This window comes from Trinickia fusca (genome assembly GCF_003628145.1).
GTDB classification, from domain to species: domain Bacteria; phylum Pseudomonadota; class Gammaproteobacteria; order Burkholderiales; family Burkholderiaceae; genus Trinickia; species Trinickia fusca.
In genome coordinates, this window is sequence record NZ_RBZV01000001.1 from 156,721 (window position 1) to 183,035 (window position 26,315).

Sequence of the window (26,315 nt, forward strand, 5' to 3'; positions counted from 1 at the left end):
CGCATGAACGCCCCCGCGTACCAAGGCATCAAGGACTTCATCCTCGCGCGCATTCACTCCGGTGAATGGGCCGAGGGCGATCAGGTGCCGTCCGAAAACGAGCTCGCGCGCGAGTTCAAGGTCGCGCGCATGACGGTCAACCGTGCCCTGCGCGAACTGACGGCCGAGCAGGTGCTCACGCGCGTGCAAGGGGCTGGCACGTTCGTCGCACGGCCCAAGTACGAATCGACGCTGGTCGCGATCCGCAGCATCTCCGACGAGATTGCTGCGCGCGGCCATCGTCATCGCGCCATCGTGCTGGATCTGGGCGCGACCGTGGCCGATGAAGCCCTGGCCGACGAGATGCAGGTCAGCGCAGGCAGCCCCGTGTTTCATTCGCGCGTGCTGCACTTCGAGAACGACGAGCCCTTGCAGCTCGAAGCGCGCTGGGTCAACCCGGCGTGCGCGCCCGAGTATGCGCTGCAGGACTTTTCGACGATCACGCCGAACCAATATCTCGTGCGCGTGGCGCCGCTCTCGCGTGTCGAGTACCGCATCGAGGCGGCGCTGCCCGAGCTCGAGACCGGCCGTCACCTGATGATGGGCGAGGGCGAGCCGTGTCTCGTGCTGCACCGGCGCACCTGGACGCAAACGCTCGTCGCCTCGGTCGTCAACTTGTGGCATCCGGGCACCCGCTATCGCTTCACCGGACATTTTTGAACCCGACTCGAGCGAGTCGAACGCATTGCCCCCTCACTGAAGAGGCTCTCATGAACGATCCGAAATTCACCGACCCGCGCCTCGATCCGACGCGCTCCGTGCGCGCGCCGCGCGGCCCGCAGAAAACCTGCAAGAGCTGGCTGACCGAGGCCGCGTACCGGATGATTCAGAACAACCTCGACGCCGAGGTAGCCGAGCATCCGCATGCGCTCGTCGTGTACGGTGGCATCGGCCGCGCCGCGCGCAACTGGGCGTGCTTCGATCAGATCCTCGCGACGCTGAAGGATCTCGAAGACGATGAGACGTTGTTGATCCAGTCGGGCAAGCCCGTCGGCGTGTTCCGTACGCACGCCGATGCGCCGCGCGTGCTGCTCGCCAATTCGAACCTCGTGCCGCACTGGGCGAACTGGGACCACTTTCACGAGCTCGACCGCAAGGGCCTCATGATGTACGGCCAGATGACGGCCGGCAGCTGGATCTACATCGGCAGCCAGGGCATCGTGCAAGGCACCTATGAGACCTTCTACTCGGTGGCCAATCAGCATTTCAACGGCGATCCGAAAGGGCGCTGGATCCTGACGGGCGGCCTTGGCGGCATGGGCGGCGCGCAGCCGCTCGCAGCGACGATGGCGGGCTTCTCGATGATCGCCGTCGAATGCGACGAGTCACGCATCGACTTCCGCCTGAAGACGCGCTACGTCGACAAGAAGGCGACGACGCTCGACGAAGCGCTCGCGATGATCGAGCAAGCCAAGGCGAGCGGCAAGCCCGTGTCGGTGGGCCTGCTCGGCAACGCGGCGGATGTGTTCGCGCAATGCGTGGAGCGTGGCATCACGCCGGACTGCGTGACCGACCAGACGAGCGCGCACGACCCGATCAACGGCTATCTGCCGCAAGGCTGGACGGTGGAGCAATGGCGCGAGCGGCAGAAGGTCGAGCCGCAGAGCATCGTCGTGCCCGCGAAGCAGTCGATGGCGCGGCAGGTCGAAGCGATGCTGACGCTGCAAGCGCGCGGCGCCGCCACGCTCGATTACGGCAACAACATCCGTCAGATGGCGCAAGACATGGGGGTGGCGAACGCGTTCGACTTCCCGGGCTTCGTGCCGGCCTACATCCGCCCGCTCTTTTGCGAAGGCAAGGGGCCGTTCCGCTGGGTCGCGCTGTCGGGCGACCCCGAGGACATCTACAAGACCGATGCCAAGGTCAAGGAGCTGATCCCCGACGATCCGCATCTGCACAACTGGCTCGACATGGCGCGCGAGCGCATCGCATTCCAGGGGCTGCCCGCGCGCATCTGCTGGGTCGGCGTGAAGGATCGCTATCGCCTGGGCCTCGCGTTCAACGAGATGGTCAAGCGCGGCGAGCTGAAGGCGCCGGTCGTGATCGGCCGCGATCACCTCGACACGGGTTCGGTCGCGAGCCCCAATCGCGAGACCGAAGCGATGAAGGACGGCTCGGACGCCGTCAGCGATTGGCCGCTGCTCAATGCGCTGCTGAACACGGCCGGCGGCGCGACATGGGTCTCGCTGCATCATGGCGGTGGGGTCGGCATGGGCTTTAGTCAGCACTCGGGCGTGGTGATCGTCTGCGACGGGACCGATGCGGCGGCGCGCCGCGTCGAACGCGTGCTGTTCAACGATCCGGCCACAGGCGTCATGCGCCACGCCGATGCCGGCTACGAGCTCGCGCAGCAAACCGCACGCGAGGTCGGGCTCAAGCTGCCGATGCTGGGGCGTTGATGGTCGCGACGATGCCAGCGGCAGCCCAACCGGGGCAGGCTCGCGCCGCGCGCACGGCGATCACGCTCATGCGCGCGAGCGAGCTGGCCGCGGTGCCGTGGAAGAACGGTGGCGGCGTCACGCGTGAAGTCGCCGCCCATCCGCCGCAAGCGGGCTTCGATACGTTCGACTGGCGCGTGAGCGTCGCCGACGTCGCCCAGCCGGGGCCGTTCTCGCGCTTTGCCGGTATCGATCGCACGCTCGTGTTGCTCGAGGGCGCCGGCATGCGGCTCGTCGACGAGCGCGGGGCGACCCACGTGTTGAGCGAACCGTTTGCCGTCGCGCACTTCGCGGGCGAGGCGAGTATCGACGCTGCGCTCGTCGACGGCCCCACGCGCGATTTCAACTTGATGCTGCGGCGCGCGCGCGCGAGTGCAACGCTCGAGGTGTGGCGCGGTGCCGGTGTGCACACGCTCGATGCCGACGTGGCACTCGTGTTTTGTGCGCACGGCACGCTGGCGGTGACACTGGCAGTGGCAGTGGCAGCGGGAGAGGGCGAGGCGCCTGTCGAGCTTGCATCGATGGACACGCTACGCATCGACGCGCCGCGCGCGCTGACCTGCGCCATCGACGGCACCGGCACCGCGCTCGCCATCCGCATCCGTTACTTATGATCGACCTGCGGCGGCTGGTGACGCGTCTGTCATCGGCCGCCGCTTCCGTTTTCGGGCTGCTCGATGAACGACCTTGTCTGGCATCACCTGCATCTCTGTCCACGCGGCAATCCCGACGAAGTCATTCGCGATTGCGCGCTCGCCGTACATGACGGCAAGCTCGTCTGGCTCGGTCCCGCCCAGGCGCTGCCGGTTCAGTACGCTGCGTGGCCACGCGAGGACCTCGGCGGCGCGTGGGTCACGCCGAGCCTCGTCGATTGCCATACGCACCTCGTCTACGCGGGACAGCGTGCCGACGAATTCGCCTTGCGGCTCGCTGGCGCGAGCTATGAAGAAATCGCGCGACGGGGCGGCGGCATCGTATCGACGGTGCGAGCCACGCGCGCAGCCGATGAAGAAACGCTGCTGCGTGCGTCGGCGGCGCGTCTCGAACCGTTGCTCGCCGAGGGCGTCGGCGCCATCGAGATCAAGTCGGGCTATGGGCTCGAACTCGCGAGCGAGCGGCGCATGTTGCGCGTGGCGCGTGAGCTCGCGCGCCGCTATCCGGTCAGCGTCTATACGACATTTCTTGGCGCGCATGCGCTGCCGCCCGAATTCGCGGGGCGCGCCGATGCCTATATCGACGAAGTCTGCGAACGCATGCTGCCGGCACTGGCCGACGAGGGCCTCGTCGATGCGGTCGACGTGTTCTGCGAACGCATCGGCTTCACGCTCGCGCAGAGCGAGCGCGTGTTCGAGGCGGCCGCGCGGCGCAACCTGCCCGTCAAGATGCATGCCGAGCAACTGAGCCTCATGGGGGGCTCGGCGCTGGCGGCTCGCTATCGTGCGCTCTCGACCGACCATCTCGAGTTTCTCGACGAAGCGGGCGTTGCCGCGATGAAGGAAGCCGGTACCGTGGCTGTCCTGTTGCCGGGGGCGTTCTACTTCATCCGCGAGACCCAGCTGCCGCCGATCGAGCTGTTGCGCCGGTACGAAGTCCCGATCGCGATCGCGACCGACAGCAATCCGGGCACCTCGCCGGCCACCTCGCTGCTGGCGATGCTGAACCTCGGCTGCACGCTGTTTCGCCTGACCGTGCCTGAGGTGCTGCAAGGCGTGACGACGCATGCGGCGCGTGCGTTGGGCCAGAGCGCGCGACATGGTGTGCTCGAGGTGGGGCGCGAGGCGGACTTCGTCGCGTGGTCGGTCGATACGCTGGCCGAGCTGGCGTACTGGATCGGCCGGCCGCTCGCGGCGCGCGTCGTGCGCGCCGGTGTCACCGTGCATCGGGCGCAGTGGCCGCAAGCGGCGGGCGCATTCACCAAAGCCGAAGGAGCTTGATGTGACGACTCACGCACACGCGCTGTTTGCCGAGCACGCCTATCTGCCGCAGGGCTGGTGCCGCAACGTGCTGCTGGAATGGAACGATGAGGGCATGCTCGAGGCCGTCACACCGGACGCCGCATGCGATGCGGACGTGGCGCGCGCGAGCGGGCCGCTGCTGCCCGGCATGCCCAATCTGCACTCGCACGCGTTTCAGCGCGCGATGGCAGGACTGGCCGAATATCGCGCGCAAGTGGGCGACGACTTCTGGAGCTGGCGCGACCTCATGTATCACTTTGCCGCGCGGCTCACGCCCGACGCGCTCGCGGCCATTGCGCGCTGGCTCTACGTCGAGATGCTGAAGGCCGGCTATACGTCGGTCTGCGAATTCCACTACGTGCACCACTTGCCCGACGGCCGCCCGTACGCGAATCGGGCGGAGCTTGCCGAACGTGTCGTCGACGCGGCCGGGCAAGCCGGCGTCGGTCTCACGATGCTGCCCGTGCTTTATCAGTACAGCGGCTTCGGCGAGCGTGCGCCGCGAACTGATCAAGGGCGCTTCATCAACACGCCCGAGACGCTGCTCGAACTGATCGGCGCTCTACGGCGCGCGCGGCCCGAGCATGCGGCGCTCGTCTACGGTGTGGCGCCGCATTCGCTGCGGGCCGTGTCCGAAGCGTCGCTGCGCACGTTGCTCGACGGCTTGCGCACGCTCGATGCCAGTCTGGCGCAGGCGCCCGTGCACATCCATATCGCCGAGCAGACCGGCGAAGTGAATGATTGCGTTGCCGCGACGGGGCAGCGGCCGGTCGCCTGGCTGCTCGATCGATTCGACGTCGATGCGCGCTGGTGCCTCGTGCACGCGACGCACGTCGATGCGGCCGAGGCGAACGCGCTTGCGCGTTCCGGCGCCGTGGCCGGACTGTGTCCGACGACCGAGGCCAATCTCGGCGATGGGCTGTTTCCCGCGCACGACTACCTCGAGGCGCACGGTCGCATCGGCATCGGCTCGGACAGCCATATCGCCGTCGACTGGCGCGCGGAATTGCGTCTGCTCGAATACGGTCAGCGCCTCGCGCGCCGGCAGCGTAACGTGCTGGCGTCAAGCACGCGGCCGCAAGTGGCCGAGCGCCTGTTCGACGCCGCGCTTGCCGGCGGTGCGCAAGCGACGGGCCGCGCCACGGGCGCGTTGCGCGTGGGCTGCCGCGCCGACTGGCTCGTGCTCGACGGCGCGCATCCGAGCGTCGACGGCCGCGCGCCGGAGAACTGGCTCGCGGGTCTCGTGTTCTGCGAGCATGGTGGCTCGCCGATTCGCGAGGTCTACGCGGGCGGGCGACGGGTCGTCGAAGCGGGCAGGCACGTCGACGAAGACGAGGCCTATGCGGCCTATCGCGACGCTGTTGCGCAATTGATGAGCTGACTGGCTTCTCGTTTTCCACGGACCCACGTATGAGCGCTTCTCTCGATTTCCCGATCTATTCGTCCCTCCCGGGCACCGTGCCGCTGCTGATCTCGATGCCGCACGTCGGGACGCAGATTCCCGATGACATCAAGGCATCGATGACCGACGTCGCGGCTCACGTCGACGATTGCGACTGGCACCTCGAGCGCCTCTACGCGTTCGCGCGACAGCTCGGCGCTGCGTGCATCGTGCCGACCTGCGCGCGCTACGTGATCGACCTGAACCGTCCGCCCGACGACGCCAATCTGTATCCGGGGCAGGACACGACCGGGCTCTTGCCCGTCGATACGTTCGACAAGGCGCCGCTGTATCTGCCCGGCCGTGAGCCCGACGCGGCCGAGATCGCGCGCCGGCGCGAACGCTACTGGCAGCCGTATCACGATGCGCTCGCCCAGCAACTGAGCGCGATCAAGGCAGAGCACGGCGTCGCCCTGCTCTGGGAAGCGCATTCGATCCGCTCGCAGGTGCCGCGCTTTTTCGCGGGGCGTTTGCCCGATTTCAACTTCGGCACGGCGAACGGCGCGAGCGCGGCACCTGGACTGGCCGAGGCATTGGCCGAACGCGTGACGCAGGATGGGCGTTATACGGCGGTGGCGAACGGGCGCTTCAAGGGCGGCTACATCACGCGTCGGTACGGTGTGCCCGGCGACGGCGTCCACGCGGTGCAGCTCGAGCTTGCGCAGATCACGTACATGGACGAGGCGCGTCCGTACCGCTACGACGAGGACAAGGCCGCGCGCGTCGTGCCGCTGATGCGCTCGCTCATCGACGAGGCGTTGCGCTTCGTCGCGTGAGCGGGCGCGGCGGGCATAGGCTCGTTGCGGCATCGGCGCCTGAGTAGGGGGCGGCATGGGTATGTCGACCGAGCTGAGGGCGTTGTGCCGATGCGGCGCTTTTCCGACAATCGGCACTTGTCGGTTGACGAGCGCCGCGTTCGCCGATAAGGTTCCGCTTCATGGCCGATTCCGATTTCCATCCTGGCGCGATCGTGCGCCAACTGTGTCTGCAGCGTTTCAACCTGACCGTCACCGAAGGGGCGACCGTGCTCGGCGTGAGCCGCCAGGCACTGACGAACCTGTTGAGCGGCAAGGCCGGCATTTCGCCTGAAATGGCGCTGAGGCTCGACAAGGCGTTCGGCGGTGGCGCCGAAACATGGCTGCAGCGTCAGCTCGTACACGATCTCGCCAAGGCGCGTGAGCGGCTCGACGAGCTGAACGTCATGTCGATGGCGCAGCAACGGCAGCGCTCGTTGTTCTGAGCCGGCCTATACCGAGGCGGCAGACGCGGTCTGCCGCTGCTTCTGTCTCATACGCTGCCGTGGTTCGCGGTCAGCAGGGCACCGCGCCCAGCAACTGAGGATCGCCGATCAATTTAGGCTCTTTGAAATTGCCGAATTCGACGCCCAGCCGATAAACCTCAGCGATACGCAGTGCCGCATATGCTGCATTCGCCGCTTGCTGGAAGCGCAGAAACGGATATTCGTTGCCTTCGCAGTCGATCAGATAGATGCCGAAGTGCCCGGGCTCGAGCGATGCTGCATTTCTGCGGCGCTCGCTATGCACGGCGACGCGTTTGATCGCGGACAAGCGTGCATGAAAGGCGGCGATGGATTCCTCCTCAGTCGGCTGCGAGCAATCATCGTGAAAGATATCGAATGGGAATGGTGCGGCCTGCTGGTATGCAGGTCGTGTGCGCGTGTCGTCGACGCGGGTTCGTTTGGACGACGAGTCGCGAGGTGCCGCATACCGTTCAAGACGCGGTACGTGCGAGTCGTTGGGCCGAGCGGCACCGACGGAGCTCGACATCGTTCCGTGCCGCTGGCCTTGCCGTAGAATACGGACAGCCATGGGGGTCTCGTTCTAAACATCCGTGGTCAGGCTGGTGTCGGTGTTGCAGCACTGGCGCCAGCCGCTTTTCTTGCTTCGCTAGCTATTCTTCCTCTTAGCCAAGCTCCTGGAATTCAGCGCATCGCTTCGCTGGTCGTCAATCGGGTTTTTCTTCGTATGCCGTGGAGGCTGCCGAGGCGTTCGTCGCTGGCGGCGCCCGCGTACGTTTCTTTCGAAAGCTTCATCGCTACCGCCGTTGCCGTCGTGCTCGCATAGACGTTCAACGCGGTACGCCCCATGTCGAAGAACGCATCGAGGCCGAGAATCAACGCTACCGCCTCGATCGGCACGCCAACGGCGGCGAGGATGACCGTAATGGCGACGACGGCACCTGACGGCACGTTCGCGACGCCGTCGATCGTGATGGTCGTCAATGCGACGATCGTGAGCGCCAGCGGCCAGTTCCACGCCATGTGATAAACGTCCACCAGATAGCCGACGACGAGGGCCGTGTAGAGCACGGCGCCGTCGCGATTGAAGATGTACGACAGCGGCAGGATCGTCGCCGCGATGGGCTGCGGCACCCCCATCTCGGTCAACTTCTTGAGGTGAACGGGAAACGTGATTTCGGATGAGCGGGTCGTCAAGGCCAGGATCAGCGGCTCGCTGACGCCCTTGATCACGCGAAGCGGCGAGAACCCCATGGCTTTGATGACGAGCGTGAGCAGTGCCGCAAGGACCGCCAAGCCGAGATAGGCGATGCCCAGCAGCTTGATCAAGGGGAGGAGGGCGGACACGCCTTTCGAGGCAAGCAGGGTGGCCAATGCCGAGAAAATCGCCAGCGGCGAGCACGCCACGACCCATTCAGTCATTTTGAACAGCGCGGCCATCATCGATTCGAGCACGCCGATCATCGGCGACGCCTGATTGCCGATCGCCGACAAGGCGGAGCCCAGCAGCACGCCGAAGACGAGAACGGGGAGCGCATTGCCTGCTGCCAAGGCGCCCACGATGTTGGCCGGCACCAGATCGACGACGAACTGTGCCCAGTCGATGCTCGCGGCAAGGTTTCTGGGCATCGCGGCAGTTGGCCCGAGGTTTGCGCCGAGCCCCGGGCGAAAGAGCATATTCAGGCCCAGCCCCAATGCGGCCGCAAGCAGCGTTGCCACCAGAAAAAAGCCGATGCTGAGCAGCGTCGTCCTGGCGAACTTGGTGGGCTGCGAACTCGCGCGGAACGTACCGAGCGTGACCGAAAGCAGGATCAGCGGCATCACGACCATCTTGATCGCGTGCGCGAACAGGGTCGAGATGATGCCGAGCTTGGCGCCGAGTGCGGGCACGAGGATGCCGGCGGCGACGCCCAGCGCGATGGCGGCCAGCATGCGCAGTGGTGCCGTGAACGGCTTAGTGCGCGAGGTCATGTTCACGATCGCTGATCAGCTTGATTCGTGCGTCGGTGCCGTCCACGATGTGATTCCACATATGGTTGCGCACCACTTCGGGCTCTCTGACCTTGATCGCCGCGTAGATGTCGAGATGTTCGATCGTACCGCGCCGCACGGTGGCGATGTCGTGATGCGGCAGTTCCTTCAGTGCAAGGCCGGTTTGCGCACGAAACACCTGGTACGTCGTGAACAGCCGGTCGTTGCCTGAAGCCGCGAACAGCTCTTGGTGAAAGGTCCAGCCTGCGCGTTGCTCGGCCATGAGGTCCATGGAGTCGCCATCGAGCAGCTGTTGTAAGCGGTCGACCGATTTGCTGAGCCCTTTGGTCGGGCCATTCAGCGCCGCCAGATAGGCGGCCGTGCTTTCGAGTGCCAGACGCACCTGGAAGATCTCGCTGAGATCCTTGGTGGTCGGCGCGGCCACGTAGGTGCCTTTGCGCGGCACCACATACACGAGCCCTTCTACGACGAGCCGCTGAATCGCTGAACGGATCGGCGTGTGCCCGAGTTCGAGCTCGTCGGTCAGGCCGCGTGGCGAAATGGCCTGGCCGGGCGAAAGCCGTCCATCGAGAATCCGCGCGCGGATTTTCACATACGCAGCTTGAGTGTCCGATTCGGGGTTCGTTGCCATCTGAGATCTCAGTATTTTTCTGTAATCCGATAAATGTGGCTGGCCCGGATATTACCCGATTGCGGGGAAAAAGGAAGCTGATCGGTTATTCAGGTGGTGCGTGCGGAGTAAGCGCTATCGGGCTCTGCTTCCTTTTATGCTCGATAAGAGTAGGGTGGTTATATAGACAGACATGTACGGATAATTCAATGCTTTGCCGTAAGACGCCTGGGCGTCATTGATGCATGGGTTATCGGCTCATTCCGGTAACTTTTGGGGAATGAAAATCATACGTCGGATCTATTTTCGAAAAGGTCGACGTGAATAAGGGTGGTGAATTCGTTTCGAGATGCATTTTGGAGAGGCTTGGTAACCGGTTGCGTGAAACCTGATCAAGCCCCCTCCGTCTCCGGCCGATCCCGTGGCACCTTCGCCAGATACGCTGCGATGCTCTCTTCGACAAGCGGCTTGACCATCACACGCAGGTCGTTCGTCTTCGACTTCATGACGAGGCCTTCGCGCGTACGCACCTCGACGTAGCCTACACGCTCCCAAAACCGCTCGGCTCTCGCATTGCCGATCACGACGCCGAGCCGTATCCACTGCGCACCTTCACTGCGCATCCACGTTTCCATCGCCCGATAGCTCGCCTGTGCAAGCCCATGCCCGTGCCGATCGGTCTGGACGATGAACAGGCCGATCAGCCAGACGCCCGGCACGAACATATCGGCCACGACATTGGCCATCGCTGTCAATGCGCCGTCCATGTCGACGAAGCCGATGGTCCGAATGTATCGGTAGGGCATCTCGGGGGGGAGTCCATCCTCGAGCGTGCTGCGCGCTTCATCCGCGGCGGGCGGCTCGCCTTCGACAGCCATGAAGTACTCGGGATTGCGCACATAGAAGGCTTGCAGAGCAGACATGTCGTCGTGCCCGAGCGCGAGCGCGCGGCCTCCTTCGAATTCGAACAGCAAGCGGGTAGAGACAGGTTTCATCGTCGGGACGATCCTCGTGCCACATGGCGCATTAGGCGCAGTACCAAGCTTGAGCGAGCGCAGCGTAACACGGGTGCGGCGCGGCCATCCGGCAAGGCCGCACCGCACACCTTCATCGGACCATCATTCCACCGGGCTCAACTTCTGCCCCTGTGCACTGTCCTCGACCTGCCAGCCCATCGTCCGTAGCGTGGCGCGCAGGCGGTCGGACTGCGCCCAATCCTTGGCGGCGCGCGCCTGTGCACGCTCATCGGCCAACGCGGTGATGGCGGCGGGGATGTCGAACGCCTGTGCACGCCACTCGCCGAGTTGCAAGCCGAGCACGGCATCGAAGCGGTCGACCGTGGCGCGGCGCACCGCCGGCGGCAAATCGCTTTTGACGAGCTCCCATAGCACGGCGAGCGCGCGCGGCATGTTCAGATCCTGGTTGACCTCGTCGATGAACCGCGCGACGAACGACGCGTCGGGCGCGCCGCCTTCGGGCCAGCTCGCGTACGTCTTGCGCAGCTTGTCGAGCGCCACTTGCGCCGCATCGAGCGCGTCGAAGCTAAAGCGCAGCTTGCCGCGGTAGTGCGCGCTCAGGCACAGATAGCGATAGGCGAGCGGATCGATGCCGCGATCGTCAAGCGTCTGAATGCGCAGGAATTCGCCGCTCGACTTCGACATCTTCGTCGACTCGTCGGTCGTCAGAAAATGGCCGTGCATCCAGAAGTTCGCGAGACGCGTGCCGTGGCAAGCCTCGGTCTGCGCGATCTCGTTGCTGTGATGCACGGCGATGTGATCTTCGCCGCCGCAGTGGATGTCGAACCATGGCGTCAGGTACTTGGCCGACATCGCCGAGCACTCGATGTGCCAGCCCGGAAAGCCCTTGCCCCAGGGGCTTTCCCACTCCATCTGCCGCTGTGTGCCGGGCGGGCTGAACTTCCACAGCGCGAAGTCGGTCACGTCGCGCTTCTCGCCGAGCGCGACGCGCTTGCCCGCTTGCAGGCCTTCGCGGTCGAGCCGTGCGAGATGGCCATACTCGGGCTGCCGGCTCGTGTCGAAGTAGATGCCGTCCGCGCAGCGGTACGTGTAGCCCTTGCGCTCGAGTTCGGCGACGAACGCGATCTGCTCGGCGATGTGGTCGGTTGCCCGGCACCACAACGCAGGCTCGCGCAGATTGAGCGCACGCCAGTCGTTCATGAATGCGACCGTGTAGCGTTCCGCGATGGCCCAGGCCGTCTCACCCGTGCGCCGGCTGCCTTTTTCCATCTTGTCTTCGCCGTCGTCGGCATCGGAGACCAGATGGCCCACGTCGGTGATGTTGACGACGTGCTGGACCTCGTAGCCGTTGAGCTCGAGCACGCGGCGCAACACGTCTTCGAACAGATAGGTCCGTAGATTGCCGATGTGGGCGTAGTCGTAGACAGTCGGGCCGCAGCAATAGAGTCCCACGCGGCCCGGTTGCAGCGGCTCGAAGGGACGTAATGCGCGAGACCAGGTGTCGTACAGGGTGAGAGCCATCGTTTTTTTCCTTGTTGTTCGAAGCGATTGACAGGGGAAAAACCAGGGGCAAAACAAAAAGGCCACCGGTCTTGCGACGGGTGGCCAGCAGGGCTCGGATGTCGACGCGCGATGAACGCGCTAGCCGCGAGCTTCCCCTGGCAAGCTGCGACAACAGCATGCTCGGACGTGCGCGACGCGCGTAGGGGAAGGGGCCAGATGGGACATGCGGGCGATGCTAACGTGCAATGCGCTGGCCGGTCAACGCCATCGATCAGACGCGCAACTGACCGAGAATCTGCTCGGCCAGAAAGTCGCACTCGGGGCGCTTCGAGTGGGCGCTGCGAGCGAGCACGATTTCGAGCGGCGGCAGGGCCGGCAAGCCCTGTGCGCGACCTAACTGCACGAGCCGCTCGGGCACCGCGCAACGCGCGATCGGGGCAATCGCGAGCCCGGCCTCGACCATGCTGAACAGGCCCAGCAGGCTCGGGCTCTCGTAGGAGGTGCGATACGCGATGCGCGCACGCTCGAGGGCCTGGATCGCATTCGCGCGCGCGACGCTGCCGGCCGCGAATACGGCGATCGGCAGCGGCCGCTCCTTCCATACGCCGTGCTCGCGCGCACTGCCGGCCCAGACCGTCGGCTCGAGACGTACGAATTCGCCGCGCACGCCCTTGACGCGCGTCATGCACGCAAGGTCGACTTTATTGTCCTTCACGAGCGGCACGAGTGCGTGGCTCGGCAAGCCCACGACCCGGATCTCGACCTTCGGGTACGTCGCCGAGAATTGACGCAGCACAGGGGGCAGCAGCGACGATGCGTAGTCGTCAGGTACGCCGATCGTCACCCGGCCTTTGATGTCGGGATGCACGAGCGCGGCCCACGCTTCGTCGCGCAGCGCGAGCATACGCCGCCCGTAGTCGACGAGCAGGTGGCCTTCCTGCGTCGGTACGACGCTGCGCGCGCGCCGCACGAACAGCGTCTTGCCGAGCGTGCTTTCGAGCGCTTTGATCTGCATGCTGACGGCCGATTGCGAGCGATGCACGTGCGTGGCGCCGCGCACGAAGCTGCCGGCGTCGGCCACGGCGACGACCATCGCAAGAACGTCCAAGTCGAGTGTTTTCATCGTGGATGTCTGCCATCAGGAAAACTGATCGAAACGTTCAATATATCGCGTTTGTCTGAAGGCAACGTGCCCGGCATACTGCTTGGCAATGGCCGCATGCCGCGGCTTGCCAACGAGACGATGCGATGACTTACGACGAGTTCAAGCAGAAGGGCCTTTCGATCGACATGACGCGCGGCAAGCCCGCGCCCGAGCAACTCGATTTGTCACAGGCTCTGATCGATGAAGCAGGGTCGGCGGGCTACCGTTCGCGCGACGGCATCGATTGCCGCAACTACGGGCACTTGCTCGGCTTGCCCGAAATGCGCGAACTCGGCGCCGAGCTGCTCGGCGTGCCGCCGGCGCAAGTCGTGGCGGCCGGCAATTCGAGCCTGGAGCTCATGCACGATGCACTCGCGTTCGCGATGCTGTTCGGTCTGCCGGGCGGCGAGCCTTGGCGCAAGGCCGACCAAGTGTCTTTTCTGTGCCCCGTGCCCGGCTACGATCGGCACTTCGCGATCTGTGCGGCACTCGGCATCCGCATGATCGCCGTGCCCATGCGCGAGGACGGCCCCGACATGGCATTCGTCGAGGCACAGGTGGCCACCGATCCGTCGATCAAAGGCATCTGGTGTACGCCGCTCTATAGCAATCCTACGGGCACGATCTATTCGGCGCAGGTCGTCGAACGGCTGGCGAGCATGCCGTGCGCGGCGCCCGACTTCCGTCTGTTCTGGGACGACGCCTACCGCTTTCACCATCTGACCGAACATGAACATGCGAGCCCCGACATCGTCGATGCGTGCGCGCGGGCAGGGCATGGCGACCGGCCGTTCGTGTTTGCCTCGCTGTCGAAGGTCACGTTGGCCGGCGGCGGTGTCGCATTCCTCGCTTCGTCCGCGCGCAACGTTCAGTGGTGGCAACAGCACGTCGCCGTGCGCACGATCGGGCCCGACAAGCTGAACCAGCTTCGTCATGTGCGCTACGTGCGCGACCGTGCGGCGCTCGCGCGGTTGATGGCGCGCCATCGCGCGCTGCTGCGCCCCAAGTTCGGCGTGCTGGCGGCCGTCTTCGACGCGCACTTGAAGTCGGTGCCCGGCGTGTCGTGGACGGCGCCGCAAGGCGGCTATTTCGTGAGTCTGTACGTGCCGCCGGGGCGAGCCAGGCGCACGGTCGAGCTTGCCGCGCAGGCCGGCATCGTGCTGACGCCGGCCGGTGCCGCGTTTCCGTACGGCATCGACCCGCACGATACGCATCTGCGCATCGCGCCGAGCTTTCCGAGCCTCTCCGAGATCGAGCTGGCGGCGCACGGCATTGCGTTGTCGGTGCGCCGCGCGATTGACGAACTCGACCCGCTGCCGGCGAGCTAGCCATCGACGTCATCGCTGACGCCGATGTCGGGTGAGCGCCCGGCTGTGGTCAGTGCACGAAAGGCGTGCATGCCACAGCCCGCCTTCGTTCAGATTCGTCATATGCTCTCGGTGTCGAGCCCGAGCCGCGCGCGGCTTGATTTGCTCGCGCCGGAGGGGGACGATCGTAGGCAACTTGGCGAGGGCAATCTTGGTAAAACGCGGGATGCCGAAGATGGACGCGATGCGCTGTCGGTCGCAGCCGTTGGCCCTGGCCGTTCTCGTGGCCTGCTGCGCCGGTTTGCCTGCGCAGGGCAGCGCCGCGCAAAGCGTCCCCGCGCGTGCGTCAACCGACGAACTGCCCCCCGCGACGATCGAATCGGATGTGCACCGCTTCGTCGTCCAGCACGACGGCACGGTCGCCGAAGAGGACGACACCATCCTGCGCGCCAATACGCCGACGGGCGTGGATGCCGTCGCAGAACGCTACGTCTGGTTCAATAAGGATGTCGAAACGATCGACACCTTCACGGCCGAATCGATCGATCCTGACGGCCACGCGCACCCGGTCGGTTCCGATGCGATTCGCGACGTGCAGGAGCCGCGCTCGCTCGGTGCGCCCGTCTTCGAAGACGGCGTGCTGCGTACCGCGATTTTTCCGGGTATCGAGCCAGGCTGGCGCGTGCATTTGACGTTCCGCAAGACGCGCACGAAGCCTGCGCTGCGCGGCATGTTCGAGTACTACGTGCAGCCGACGCGAGAGCCCGTCGACAGCCAGAAGCTGATCTTCGACCTGCCTGCCGACATGCCGCTTTACGCTGATGCACGCGGCTATGTCGCGCGCGAGCCGATGACCGAACACGGCCGTACGCGCTACGAATTCGACTATCGGCATGGGGCGTACGCGCCGCTCGAGCCCGGTTCCGTCAGCTACGCCCAATATGGCGACCGCCTGATGGTGTCGACGATGCCGAGTTTCGCGGCGTTCGCCGCGCGCTATCGCGACGCGGCCGTCGATGTGAGCGCCGGCGACCCCGCAGTCGTCGCGCTTGCGCGTGCCTTGACGGCCGACGCTCCCGACACCTGGACGAAGGCGCGCGTGCTGTACGACTGGATGCGCGAGAACGTGCGCTACGTCGCGCTGTTTCTCGGCGAGACGGCGGCTGTGCCGCATCGCGTGATCGATGTGCTACGCAACCGCTATGGCGATTGCAAGGATCACGTCGCGCTGTACGGTGCGCTGCTGGCGGCTGTAGGCGTGCGCAGCGAGCCTGCGTTGATCGGGCTCGGCGGCGTGTACGCGTTGCCGTCGGTAGCGGGCTATGGTGCGAGCGCGATCAACCATGTGATCGTATGGATTCCCGAGCTTCAGATATTCGCCGATACGACGGCCGGTGGCGTCGCCTTCGGCTACTTGCCGCCTGGCGTGATGGATCGGCCCGCGCTGCTGGTGGACGACGGCGTGCTCGTGCGCACACCGGCCGCCGAACCGCGCAGCCGAACGGCGCGCCTGCAGATAGGCATCGACACGGGCGGCGCCGCGCAGTTCGCGTACCGCGTGACGGACAGCGGCTGGACGGCCGAGCTCGAGCGCAACGTGTTTCGACGTGCCACGCGCGAGCGCCGGCTGCAACTCGCGAACGAGCGGCTGCGCGAGACGGGAATGCACGGCGTGGCCGACATCGAGACCGGCGATACCGATGCGACGACGGGGCCGTTCACAGTCTCCATGACCGGCGCGCTCGATCACCTCGCGTGGCCCGACGGCATGACGGCGTGGCCGGCTTTATCCAGCTTGGCCGGCGGCATCGCATCGCAGCTCGGAGGCTGGCTGGCGGTGCCCGAACGCACGCAGCCTTACGTGTGCGAGGACGGTAACTTCGACGAAACAGGCGAGTTCAGTTTGCCGTCGAACCTGAAGGCCGTCTATGTGCCTCCCGACGTGACTGTCCGTGACGACGTCTTCGACTACGCTGCGCACTACGTCTACGATCCCGCCACGCGCACCGTCCAGGTCACGCGTCACTTGCGTGCAAGCTTCGGCAAGGCGGTCTGCACCCCTGAGGAATTCGCTGCTGCGCGTGGCGTGCTCGAGCGCATGGCGCGCGATGCGAGCTCGCAGATCGTCGTGCAGGGTGCGGCGCGCTGAACGCACGCCGCTACCGTGTCAGATTCAACCTTGCGCGGCAGGCACCGCTTCGCTTGCATCGATGAGCGCCTGCACGCGTGGGTCGCGAATCGCGAACACGTCGAATACGCCGATCGCGCGCACCGAGGGGACGCTCGCGATGAGATCGTCGGTCGCCGTGGCGCGTTCGGCTTCGGAGGCCGCTGGGTTCCCGATCGTCTGGGCGTTGGCGATGAACGCGGCGATGGTGCCCTTGCGGACTGTCTGGCCACGGAACTCGCGTTCTTGCATATTGTCGGGAAGGACGTCTTCTGCACGCATGGGGGTTCTCCCAGAGTTGAGGTGGATCGACTATAGACAACGCCATCGGGGCGCGATACGGTGTCGAAGCCATTCGATACCGCAATTGCGCCATGTCATTGCTTGAACGTCTCGACCTCCCTTCCGATGCACACGCAGACACGCCGCTCGTCGTCGCCAAGCGCTGGGTGCAGACGACGATTCGCGTGACGCAGGCTCACGCACACAAGCCCGGTCAACTGTTCGGCGCGAGTCGTGGCCTGCTCTCGGTCGGCACGCAAACCGGGCTCTGGGTCGTGCCTGCCATTCACGCGGTGTGGATTCCGCCCGATCACATGCATTCGGTGCGTTCGCATGGCCCGTTCGAAGGCTGGGGCGCGTACGTCGCACCGCACGCGTGCGCGTCGTTGCCGGCGCAGCCGTGCATGCTGCGCGTCACCGGGCTGCTGCGCGAAGCGGTCGCGCGGGCAGCAGGCTGGACGCACGATGAGCTGAAGCCCCATGAAGTGCGGCTTGCTCAGGTGATCGTCGACGAGATCGCGACGGCGCCGCGCGCGCATTTCGATCTGCCAATGCCGCGCGATGCACGAGCACTGCGTATCGCGCGGGAGCTCGCGGCCCATCCCGACGACGAACGCACGCTGCAAGCTTGGGCGCAGTGGGGGGCGATGTCGACCCGGACGCTGACGCGCAAGTTCGTCGAGGAAACCGGCTACGGCTTCGGGGCATGGCGGCAGCGGGCGCGGGTCATGCGCGCGGTGGAACGGCTTGCGGCCGGCGAGCCTGTGACGACGGTCGCGCTCGATCTGGGCTATGGCAACGTCAGTGCGTTTATCGCGATGTTCAAACGCACACTGGGTGTGACGCCGGGGAGGTTTTTCGAGGGCGATGAAGGTGGCGCCCCGGCTTTGGGGGACGGACTATGAGAGGAATGCAGTCGCGGCAAAAAAACATACATCGGACGCCTGCCGGTATAAAGCCGACATCACTTAACGCCGGGTACTCTGCGTTGAAGGCAAAGCGCGTCAAAGCGGGGGCAAGTCCCTCACAGGGCATGTTGCCTGGTAAGCGCGTGTCGAAACGGCGCAGCGACAAGCGCTAGTCGGATGGCGTAGGCCGGTATACTCGTCGCGCCGACTAGCGGCCGGGAACCAGCCGTGTCCCGCTCAACGCGCAAGAACACAGTGCGCTTCGAACCTAGGCAAGACCACAAGAACAATCGGGGATGACCACACATGGAGAGCGACGCTTTTGTCGACGGCGGGATGGAGCAAAATATGGCTCCGCAAGACGCGCTGTTCGCGAAGTTGCAGGCGCACATCGAACACTCGTTGCACTTCGGAGGAGGTCCGCGCGTGACCTATCTGATTGGCAACAACGGTGTCGGCAAGAGCCGGCAATTGGCGCGGATTGCCGCCCACTACGCTTCTCAAGGCGACATAGCGGCCATCGGCTGCATATCGAACGCCGTCTATGACCGCTTCACACTGACTTCTCGCGGTGGGCTTGAATACCTCGGTTCGCGATCCTCGGGCAACGCCGTATTCCATACGGCGATCGATCGTCTAGTATCGAAGATCATTCTGAAAGGCATGCAGCGCAGCAAGCGCGCCGTGCGGCTGCTCGAAGAGACATTGGAGATGGACTTCATGTTCTCTATCGACGCGCCGCAGGAAAAGGGGAGCAAGGTCCCGCCGCTTCAGCGACTAGTCGACCGACGAAAGCTCAAGAGTGGTGCGTCCATTGCCGATTTTCTGAGCGTGTCTGACCGCAGAACTGTTGTCGAGCTGCTGGGACGGCAGGTGCGGTTCTCGTCACTAAAGTTGGATCAGGTCGCTTCGTTGCAAAAGTTCATGGATTTGAACCCCGAGGTCCGTGTCTTCGTGCATCGGCGCAATCCGGCGCGCCAGACCATCGACTTCGGGGCACTGAGCACGGGAGAGCAGAACCGCGCGCTGACGTTCGCGAAGGTGTTGTCCGTGGCGGAAGAGGGGGCGCTGATCCTGATCGACGAGCCGGAAATCAGCCTGCACCTTCATTGGCAGATGGATTTCCATCGCTCGTTGAAGGGGCTGCTCGAAGGGCTCAAGCGCATACACGTCGTGGTCGCGACTCATTCCCCGGTCATCATTTCGGAGGGGGCCAAACACGACAGTGACGACGCCGCGGTGATCGCGATCGACCATGTCGACGATGGTGAGGGTGGCGAACGACTGATCGTTACCGATCGGTTGTTCCGCGACATCGCGAGCCATGAACGGCTCGTGCTCGACGACTTCAATACGGCTACCTATCGCACGCAAGAGGTCGATTTGAAGATCGCGGAATCGGTGCTCGAGGCGGTCGAAAACCCTGATCGAATCGCGGATGTGATCAAGCGTTTGCAGCAAATCTGCGCAAAGCTTGGTATCAGCGAAGAGGACCGGCATCACGTCGAAACGGCCGTACGAGTGGTGCGCAAACAGGCGCTAGTTCTCGACACTGGTGCGCAATCATGAAGAGCCTCGCCAAATCGGCTGCCGAAAGCGGGGCATTGAAGAAGTTGTCGGGCTTGGTCACTGCTGGAAATTTGACCGGCACCGAGGCGTGGACATGCTTTTCAGCCGCGAAAACAAAGCAGGTCTTCCGCAAGGGAACGCTCGTCGTTGAGTTCACCGCGAAGCAGGTCGAAGCAATGAAGGGGCTGAAACAGCGCCTTGTCCCGGAGCTAATGCAACGCAGCCGCAGAGCCTGCGCCTATTGTCGCCGACCGGTGGGGCGTTATGGTTTTGCGTGGCACATCGAGCACGTCTACCCCAAAGCCGACTTCGACGACAAGACGTTCGACCTCTCGAACCTGACGGTCGGCTGCGCCGACTGCAATCGGTGGAAAGGCTCGCGCGTGGACAAGAAGACGAAGACCAACGGCTTGTCGATCATTAATCCGGTAGCGAACGGGTTCCGCTACAGCGACTCGCTGAGCCTCGTCCATCTGACGACCGAAGAGGTGTGCTTCGTCAAGTACACGCCACGCGATGCGGCAGGCACGAGCACTTACAAGGCGTTGCAATTTGAGGAGATCGAACGCTCGACCATCGTCGACAGCATGAATCCCAGCCTTGCCGATCTCCATCGACGCATCAACGATGTGCTACTCGATCGCGCCGATAACCCTGCGCACGCAGAACTCGTGACCTTGCTCGGCAAGCTCAAGTCGAACATTTATCGCTTGACCTGATTCTGAAGTCGGCGCTGTCTGCCAACAGTGAAGGCCACATGGCCTTCACCTATCGCTCGTCGTCAGCGAGATCGGATGCGAGCAGGGCCTCACTGTTCTAGGCGCAATCCCTCTCGCTCACACGCACGCCGCACGGCCGCGCGTTCGAGCATCCGGCCGTGCAGTGCCGTCCACGCCGGATGTGTCGAGTGCGTCAGCACGCCCACTTTCTTGCCCCAACGATAGAGCACGAACAGGAACGGATCGACGATCGAGTAGCCGTCCGGCACGGCCCATTGCCGGCCGTCGGCGAGCAGGGCTTCGATTCGTGCGCACGCCGCTATACGACGTTGCGCTCGACGAGCGGCCGACCTTCGAGCACGCGCGCAAACCCGAGCGGTGACAAATCGAGCGACTCGTAGCGCCCGTGCAGGATCAGCTCGGCGACCCCGCGGCCCGTCGCCGGTCCTTGTTGCAGGCCGTGTCCGCTAAAGCCGTTCGCGAATACGCAGTTCTCGAGCTCGGGGTGATAGCCGATGATCGCGTTCTGGTCGAGCACGTTGTACTCGTAGTAGCCGGACCACGCGTGTTCGATGCGCAGCGCTTCGAATTGCGGCACGCGATGCGCGAGCGTGGGCCATATCACGTCGTCGAACAGCGCGTAGTCGACCTCGTCGAGCGGCAGGTCGTCGGGGTCGTGATCGGCGCTCGGCGACGTGCCGCAGATATAGGTCTTGCCTTCGGGGCGGAAGTACACGCCGCTCGGGTCGACGACGAGCGGGCAGGCTGCGAGTTGCGCCGGCGAGCTGACGTTGAAGACGCTGCGGCGGCGCGCGAACACGGGCAACTCGATGCCGAGCATCTGCGCGATGGGTCGAGCCCACGGCCCGGCTGCATTGACCATCACGTCGCAAGCGAGCGTATCGCCGGCGGCGGTGCGCACTTGCTGCACGCGTCGGCCGCTGCGTACGACGCCGGTGGCGTCGGTCGCAAGAAAGCGCGCGCCCAGCGCCTGTGCTTTCTTGCGCAGCGCCTGCACGAGGCCGTAGCCGTCGAACCAGCCTTCGCCCGAGAGGCCATGGGTGCCGGCCACGAGGTCCCCGGTATGGAGCCAGGGAAACTTCGCTTGCAGCGCTTCGCGCGGCAGGTATTCGATCTGCGCGCCGAGCGATGTCTGCAATGCATGGTTCTCGCTAAGGATCGCTTCGCTTGCGGGCGTGGCAAGAAACAGGTAGCCGCCTTCGTGTAGATCGATCGATGGCGTGTTGCCTTCCACGGCGAGCCGCTCGCCGATCGTGCGCAGGAACTCGATGCCGTACAGCGACATTTGCACCGACAATGCCGTCGAGAACTGCTGACGGATCGAGGCGGCCGATAGGGCCGACGATGCCCGCGCATAAGTCGGGTCGCGCTCGAGCACGGTCACCTCGACGGTGGCATCGGATGCGCGCAGAAAGTATGCGATGGCGCTGCCGATCACACCGCCGCCCACGATTACGACTTTCGAAACCATCGGGACTCCGTAACGAAAAAAGCACGACGCCTGACGAGGCGTCGTGCCGGGGTGGCTTGCTACGAGAGAAGCGGCGCGATCAACTTCCGTTCACAGTCGTGACCGCTGTCCATTGGCCGTTCTTGACTTGATACAGCGTCGACGAGCCGTTCTTGAGCGCACCCGTCTGCAGGAATGCGATCTTGCCGGTGATGCCATCGAAGCTGATGCTCTTGAGAGCGGAGCGATAGGCGTCGGGCGAACTGGAGCCTGCCGCCTTCATGGCCTTGATCGCCGCCATCGCGGCGTCGTACCCGAACGGCGCGTAGGAGAGCACATCCATGCCGAAGCGCTGCTTGTAGCGGTCGGCAAACGTCTTGCCCTCGGACGTGCTCTCGAGCGGACGGCCGTATTCCCAGGCCATCGCGCCATCGGACGTATCGCCGGCGAGCTTGATGAAGTCGATGTCCTTCACGCCGCCACCGCCTACGAATTGCGCGTTGATGCCCAGCGCTCGCATTTGCTTCATGACGCCCGCGGCCTGCGGATTGAGCCCGCCGAAAAAGATCAGGTCGGGGTTGGAGGCCTTGATCTTGGTCAGCTGAGTCTTGAAGTCGGTGGCCTGGTTCGTCGTGTATTCGTGCGCGACGAGGTTGCCGCCGGCTGCCTTGACCGCTTTTTCGAACTCGTCGGCTTCGCCCTGGCCGAAGGCGGTGCGGTCGTCGAGGATCGCGATGCGCTTGGCCTTGGTCGTCTTGACGGCGTAGGTGCCTGCCGAGCCGGCGTTTTGCGCGTCGCTCGAAATGACCATGAACATGTTGGCGAAGCCGCGGCTGCTGATGACGGGGTTCGTGGCGGCCGGGTCGATGTCGGGTATGCCGGCCTTTTCGTAGAGCTGCGAGGCCGGGATCGTCGTGCCCGAATTGAAGTGGCCGACGATGACCGACACACCCTGATCGATCAGCTTTTGCGCGACCTGCACGCCGGTGCGCGGGTCGGCCTGATCGTCTTCGGCGACCAGCTCGAACGTGACCGGCTTGCCGCCGATCACGTTGTCCTTCGCTTTATTGGCATCGTCGAGCGCGAGCTGCACGCCGTTTTGCAGGTCCTTGCCATAACTTGCATTCGCGCCCGTGAGCGGTGCGGCAAAGCCGATTTTGATGACGGGGCCTGCCTGTGCACTTGCGGCCAGCGGCGCGCAGGCGAGGAGGGTGGCAACAGCAGCGGCGATAGGGGAGATCGTCTTCGCAAAACGCATGTTCTTTCCTTTGATCGGCAAACATGAGGAAAACGGCAAAACGTGCAGGCGGGCGCAAATCGGCGCGTCATGCACGGCGCGTGAGGCGAGTCAGGCAGCGTGTGGCGGGACCTCCTGGTCATATGTTCTTTTCAAAGCGCCGTCAGGGCTTGCGGCGTCCCATGCGGTGCTCGTCTCGATGCGACTATAGGAAGCCAATTTGCGCGCGTCTTGACGGTTCACGACGTTCCGCATGCGCATTTCGGCACAGTCCCTTTTATCGCGGCAATCGGGGCAAATACGTGCGTCGCGGGCTGCGCGCGCGATAGAGGCCCGTCGAGAGCCCATGTGCAACGGTCCTATTCTTCATATGTATGTGCCTGAAAAACCGATGCACAAGCAGGCTGAATGGCGAATTTTGTGTAATAGCACTACGAACATTCCCCTATGCCGGTTTCATCAAGTTCGACCGTGGCATTGCCGTTTACTTGGCTGTGGACTGCTGGTCCTCGTAAGCCAATTTGTCGGAAGGAAACGTCTCAATGTTTGCGTCAATCCGCTCGCGCGTTCTCGCAGCATGCATCGCCATCGTGGTGTGTTCGTTGGTGGTCAATGCTGCACTCAACTACTTTGTCGTCAGCTCGCACGAGAATGACTCGATCAACAATAACTTGGTTGCGCTCGCCAATGGCCACAATGCCGGCATCGGCGAGTGGGTCGCGTCGAAGACGCTGGCGATCACGTCGCTGCAGGACGTGACGCTCGGCAGCGCCGATCCGATTCCTACGTTCAAGCAGATCATGGCGGCCGGCGGCTTCGTCAACGTCTACGCCGGTTATGCCGACAGGACGGCCAAGTTCGGCGACCCGACTGGCGTGCCGCCCACCTACGATCCGACCGGCCGCCCCTGGTACAAGCAGGCAGCCGCGGCCGGCAAGCCCGTCGTGACGGCGCCGTATGTCGATGCGGGTTCCGGCAAGCTCGTCGTCACGTTCGCGGTGCCGATCATGCGTGACGGGAGCTTGAAGGCCGTCGTCGCGGGCGACGTCAACATGGACAGCGTGATCGCCAACGTCAAGGCCATTCACCCGACCCCGGCAAGCTTCGGCATGCTCGTGGACGGCGCCGGCGACATCGTCGCGCACCCCGATTCGAAACTCACGCTCAAGCCCGTTTCGACGCTGATGCCGAGCATGACCGCGGCGAGCATCAGCTCGCTGGCCGGCACCGACCAGCCCGTCGAGGCCGCCGTCGACAGCCGTTCGGTGCTGTTGCGCGGGGTCAGTGTGCCGGGCACGGACTGGACGGTCGTCGTCGCGCTCGACGAATCCGAAGCGAAGGCCGGCATCCGTTCGTTCCTGACGACGTCGGCCATCGCGCTGCTGATCATCGTGGCCGTGGCTGCGGCGATCGTCTCGGCGATCACGTCCAAGGCCTTCCAGCGCCTGTCGCTCGTGCGCGACGCGATGGATGCGATCGGCTCGGGCAACGGCGATTTGACCAAGCGCCTGCCGTCGGACGGCACCGACGAGGTCGCGCAGATCGCGCGCGCGTTCAACACATTCGTCGACAAGCTGCGCGACGTGATGCGGCAGATTCGCGACACGAGCGAATCGGTACGCACGGCTGCCGACGAAATCGCAGCGGGCAACCTCGACCTGTCGGGCCGCACGGAATCGGCCGCGGCGAGCCTGCAGGAGACGGCTGCCTCGATGGAAGAGATCACCTCGACGGTCACGCAATCGGCGAGCTCGGCACGCCAGGCCAACGACATGGCCGCATCGGCTTCGACGGTCGCCTCGCGCGGCGGTGAAGTGGTGTCGGAAGTCGTCGATACGATGGGCACGATCGAAACCGCGTCGGGCAAGATCGGCGACATCATCGGCGTGATCGACGGCATCGCGTTCCAGACCAACATCCTCGCGCTGAACGCGGCCGTCGAAGCGGCGCGCGCGGGCGAGCAGGGCAGGGGCTTCGCCGTGGTGGCCGGCGAGGTGCGCAGCCTGGCGCAGCGCAGCGCGCAGGCGGCCAAGGAGATCAAGTCGCTGATCGAATCGACGATCGACAGCGTTTCGTCGGGTTCGAGCCAGGTCAAGCGTGCCGGCGACACGATGACCGAGATCGTCAGCAACGTGTCGAACGTCACGACGATCATGGCCGAGATCACGAATGCGGCCGACGAGCAAACGCGTGGCATTCAAGAAGTGAACCGCGCCGTCTCGCAGCTCGACGAGATGGTTCAGCAGAACGCGGCGCTCGTCGAGGAATCGGCTGCGGCGGCTGCGGCGCTGCAGACGCAGGCCATCAACCTCGCGAGCACCGTCGCGCAGTTCAGGCTGGACTGAGTCGACTGACCGCGGCGCGAGGACGAAAGCGCGCCGCGACGAAATCTCGCTCCACCGCCCGAGTCGTATCCTGCGACGAGGGCGGTTTTTTTATGCCTTTTTATGCCGCATCGACGAACCAGGCGCCGAGCCATTCGCGCGGCCTGGCGATGTCGTCCTGCGCGGCGACGAGCTCCAGCTCGTAGCGGCCCGCGTCGTAGGTGGCCTTGAGCACCGCGTGCACGGCGGCCACCGTGTGCTCGAACGCCGTGCGGATGCTGTCGCCGGCCAGCCGCCGCGCGACGAACACGGCGCTCGTCAGTTCGCCGACGCCCACCGGCTGGCGCGCGAACGGGTAGCGCGGATGCTGGCTCATCCACGCTTCGTTTTCGGTGACGATGAGCAGGTTGACGCGATCGGCCGGGCTGTTGCGGTCGAGCAATTGCTTGACGAGGACCACGCTGGGCCCGCGGCGAATCACTTCGCGGCAGGCGAGCACGGCTTCGTCGACGGTCTCGATCGTGCGGCCGACGAGCTTTTGCAGCGTATCGTGCGTGGGCGACATGCCGTCGACGGCCTCGGGCATATGCCTGAGCAGGAATTCGTCGACGCCCGCGCCGGCTCCCTTGCCGATCACGGGCGTGCAGAAATGCCAGGCACGCGGATTGGTGGCCTTGACCGAACGCACGATGTCGATCACGGCCTGCACATGATCGGTCGAGCCGAGATAGCCCGAGACGATCGCGTCGCAGCGCCGCAGCATGCCGATCGCGCCGATGCCCTCGACGAGCTCGGCCATCTGCGGCGCATCGATTGCGCTGCCGGCCCAATGGCCGTATTGCATGTGGTTCGAGAACTGCATCGTTTCGAGCGGCCAGACGTTCACGCCGAGGCGCTGCATCGGAAACACCGCCGCACTGTTGCCCGCGTGGCCGAAGACCACGTGTGGCTGAATGCTCAGGACGTTTTTCATG

Annotated in this window: 23 protein-coding genes and 1 pseudogene; 13 read left to right on the forward strand and 11 right to left on the reverse strand. The window is 64.7% G+C overall.

Annotated features, from left to right (window positions below):
* Positions 1-3 precede the first annotated feature (3 nt).
* The 7 genes from hutC (at position 4) to D7S89_RS00765 (ending at position 7,113) form a co-directional block, all read left to right on the forward strand.
* Complete coding sequence (hutC, locus tag D7S89_RS00735; protein ID WP_121275938.1) at positions 4-699, forward strand: histidine utilization transcriptional repressor HutC; 696 nt, start codon at positions 4-6, stop codon at positions 697-699.
* 50 nt (positions 700-749) lie between these two features.
* A complete protein-coding gene (hutU, locus tag D7S89_RS00740; RefSeq protein ID WP_121274826.1) occupies positions 750-2,438 on the forward strand; it encodes a urocanate hydratase in 1,689 nt (562 codons plus the stop codon).
* Entirely contained in the window at positions 2,438-3,091 is a 654-nt protein-coding gene (locus D7S89_RS00745; RefSeq protein WP_245982572.1) for a HutD/Ves family protein, read from the forward strand. The genes hutU and D7S89_RS00745 overlap by 1 nt, the downstream gene beginning before the upstream one ends.
* Positions 3,092-3,154: 63 nt before the next feature.
* The gene (gene hutI, locus D7S89_RS00750; RefSeq protein WP_121274827.1) at positions 3,155-4,411 is read left to right on the forward strand and encodes an imidazolonepropionase; all 1,257 of its coding nucleotides are present in this window, start codon (positions 3,155-3,157) and stop codon (positions 4,409-4,411) included.
* Position 4,412: 1 nt separating this feature from the next.
* On the forward strand, positions 4,413-5,813 hold the full coding sequence (locus tag D7S89_RS00755) for a formimidoylglutamate deiminase (protein WP_121274828.1): 1,401 nt from the start codon (positions 4,413-4,415) through the stop codon (positions 5,811-5,813).
* 29 nt (positions 5,814-5,842) lie between these two features.
* Complete coding sequence (gene hutG / locus D7S89_RS00760; RefSeq protein WP_121274829.1) at positions 5,843-6,649, forward strand: N-formylglutamate deformylase; 807 nt, start codon at positions 5,843-5,845, stop codon at positions 6,647-6,649.
* A gap of 161 nt (positions 6,650-6,810) precedes the next feature.
* On the forward strand, positions 6,811-7,113 hold the full coding sequence (locus D7S89_RS00765; RefSeq protein WP_121274830.1) for a HigA family addiction module antitoxin: 303 nt from the start codon (positions 6,811-6,813) through the stop codon (positions 7,111-7,113).
* A 70-nt stretch (positions 7,114-7,183) separates the two neighbouring features.
* On the opposite strand, the gene D7S89_RS00770 is transcribed toward D7S89_RS00765, so the two are convergent.
* From D7S89_RS00770 to D7S89_RS00795, 6 genes are all read right to left on the reverse strand, one after another.
* Positions 7,184-7,702, reverse strand: coding sequence for a hypothetical protein (locus D7S89_RS00770; RefSeq protein WP_147426575.1), 519 nt, complete (start codon positions 7,700-7,702; stop codon positions 7,184-7,186).
* 113 nt (positions 7,703-7,815) lie between these two features.
* Positions 7,816-9,102: a dicarboxylate/amino acid:cation symporter gene (locus tag D7S89_RS00775; RefSeq protein WP_121274832.1), complete on the reverse strand. Its 1,287-nt coding sequence runs from the start codon at positions 9,100-9,102 to the stop codon at positions 7,816-7,818.
* Complete coding sequence (locus D7S89_RS00780; protein WP_121274833.1) at positions 9,086-9,754, reverse strand: GntR family transcriptional regulator; 669 nt, start codon at positions 9,752-9,754, stop codon at positions 9,086-9,088. Before D7S89_RS00780 ends, D7S89_RS00775 begins: the two co-directional genes overlap by 17 nt.
* 371 nt (positions 9,755-10,125) lie before the next feature.
* Positions 10,126-10,728: a GNAT family N-acetyltransferase gene (locus D7S89_RS00785; RefSeq protein WP_121274834.1), complete on the reverse strand. Its 603-nt coding sequence runs from the start codon at positions 10,726-10,728 to the stop codon at positions 10,126-10,128.
* 123 nt (positions 10,729-10,851) lie between these two features.
* The gene (gene cysS, locus D7S89_RS00790; protein ID WP_121274835.1) at positions 10,852-12,231 is read right to left on the reverse strand and encodes a cysteine--tRNA ligase; all 1,380 of its coding nucleotides are present in this window, start codon (positions 12,229-12,231) and stop codon (positions 10,852-10,854) included.
* Between the two features lie 253 nt (positions 12,232-12,484).
* Positions 12,485-13,336 (reverse strand): LysR substrate-binding domain-containing protein, encoded by an 852-nt coding sequence (locus tag D7S89_RS00795; RefSeq protein WP_121274836.1) that lies wholly within the window; start codon positions 13,334-13,336, stop codon positions 12,485-12,487.
* Positions 13,337-13,434: 98 nt separating this feature from the next.
* On the opposite strand from D7S89_RS00795, the pseudogene D7S89_RS00800 reads away from it, so the two are divergent.
* Both D7S89_RS00800 and D7S89_RS00805 read left to right on the forward strand, forming a co-directional pair.
* A pseudogene (locus D7S89_RS00800) lies at positions 13,435-14,685 on the forward strand (aspartate aminotransferase type Ic); the annotation flags it as partial.
* 214 nt (positions 14,686-14,899) lie between these two features.
* Positions 14,900-16,813 carry a DUF3857 domain-containing transglutaminase family protein gene (locus tag D7S89_RS00805; RefSeq protein WP_183085054.1) on the forward strand — a complete coding sequence of 638 codons (1,914 nt, stop codon included), beginning with the start codon at positions 14,900-14,902 and terminating at the stop codon, positions 16,811-16,813.
* A gap of 24 nt (positions 16,814-16,837) precedes the next feature.
* Here D7S89_RS00805 and D7S89_RS00810 read toward each other — a convergent pair whose 3' ends face one another.
* On the reverse strand, positions 16,838-17,113 hold the full coding sequence (locus D7S89_RS00810) for a hypothetical protein (protein WP_121274838.1): 276 nt from the start codon (positions 17,111-17,113) through the stop codon (positions 16,838-16,840).
* Positions 17,114-17,205: 92 nt separating this feature from the next.
* On the opposite strand from D7S89_RS00810, the gene D7S89_RS00815 reads away from it, so the two are divergent.
* The 3 genes from D7S89_RS00815 to D7S89_RS00825 all read left to right on the forward strand — a co-directional run bounded on the left by D7S89_RS00815 (position 17,206) and on the right by D7S89_RS00825 (position 20,309).
* Positions 17,206-18,018, forward strand: a complete 813-nt coding sequence (locus D7S89_RS00815; RefSeq protein ID WP_121274839.1) for an AraC family transcriptional regulator — start codon at positions 17,206-17,208, stop codon at positions 18,016-18,018.
* Between the two features lie 474 nt (positions 18,019-18,492).
* A complete protein-coding gene (locus D7S89_RS00820) occupies positions 18,493-19,590 on the forward strand; it encodes an AAA family ATPase (RefSeq protein WP_183085055.1) in 1,098 nt (365 codons plus the stop codon).
* Positions 19,587-20,309: an HNH endonuclease gene (locus tag D7S89_RS00825; protein ID WP_121274841.1), complete on the forward strand. Its 723-nt coding sequence runs from the start codon at positions 19,587-19,589 to the stop codon at positions 20,307-20,309. The genes D7S89_RS00820 and D7S89_RS00825 overlap by 4 nt, the downstream gene beginning before the upstream one ends.
* Before the next feature lie 89 nt (positions 20,310-20,398).
* Here D7S89_RS00825 and D7S89_RS00830 read toward each other — a convergent pair whose 3' ends face one another.
* The 3 genes from D7S89_RS00830 to D7S89_RS00840 all read right to left on the reverse strand — a co-directional run bounded on the left by D7S89_RS00830 (position 20,399) and on the right by D7S89_RS00840 (position 23,038).
* Positions 20,399-20,578, reverse strand: a complete 180-nt coding sequence (locus tag D7S89_RS00830; RefSeq protein ID WP_121274842.1) for a glutathione S-transferase family protein — start codon at positions 20,576-20,578, stop codon at positions 20,399-20,401.
* Positions 20,579-20,628: 50 nt separating this feature from the next.
* Positions 20,629-21,801 carry an NAD(P)/FAD-dependent oxidoreductase gene (locus tag D7S89_RS00835; protein ID WP_121274843.1) on the reverse strand — a complete coding sequence of 391 codons (1,173 nt, stop codon included), beginning with the start codon at positions 21,799-21,801 and terminating at the stop codon, positions 20,629-20,631.
* A 79-nt stretch (positions 21,802-21,880) separates the two neighbouring features.
* A complete protein-coding gene (locus D7S89_RS00840; protein ID WP_121275943.1) occupies positions 21,881-23,038 on the reverse strand; it encodes a branched-chain amino acid ABC transporter substrate-binding protein in 1,158 nt (385 codons plus the stop codon).
* A 521-nt stretch (positions 23,039-23,559) separates the two neighbouring features.
* Between D7S89_RS00840 and D7S89_RS00845 the strand changes: the two genes are divergently transcribed.
* Positions 23,560-25,362, forward strand: a complete 1,803-nt coding sequence (locus D7S89_RS00845; RefSeq protein WP_121274844.1) for a methyl-accepting chemotaxis protein — start codon at positions 23,560-23,562, stop codon at positions 25,360-25,362.
* 100 nt (positions 25,363-25,462) lie between these two features.
* Here D7S89_RS00845 and pdxY read toward each other — a convergent pair whose 3' ends face one another.
* Positions 25,463-26,314 (reverse strand): pyridoxal kinase PdxY, encoded by an 852-nt coding sequence (gene pdxY, locus D7S89_RS00850; RefSeq protein ID WP_121274845.1) that lies wholly within the window; start codon positions 26,312-26,314, stop codon positions 25,463-25,465.
* Position 26,315: the final 1 nt, after the last annotated feature.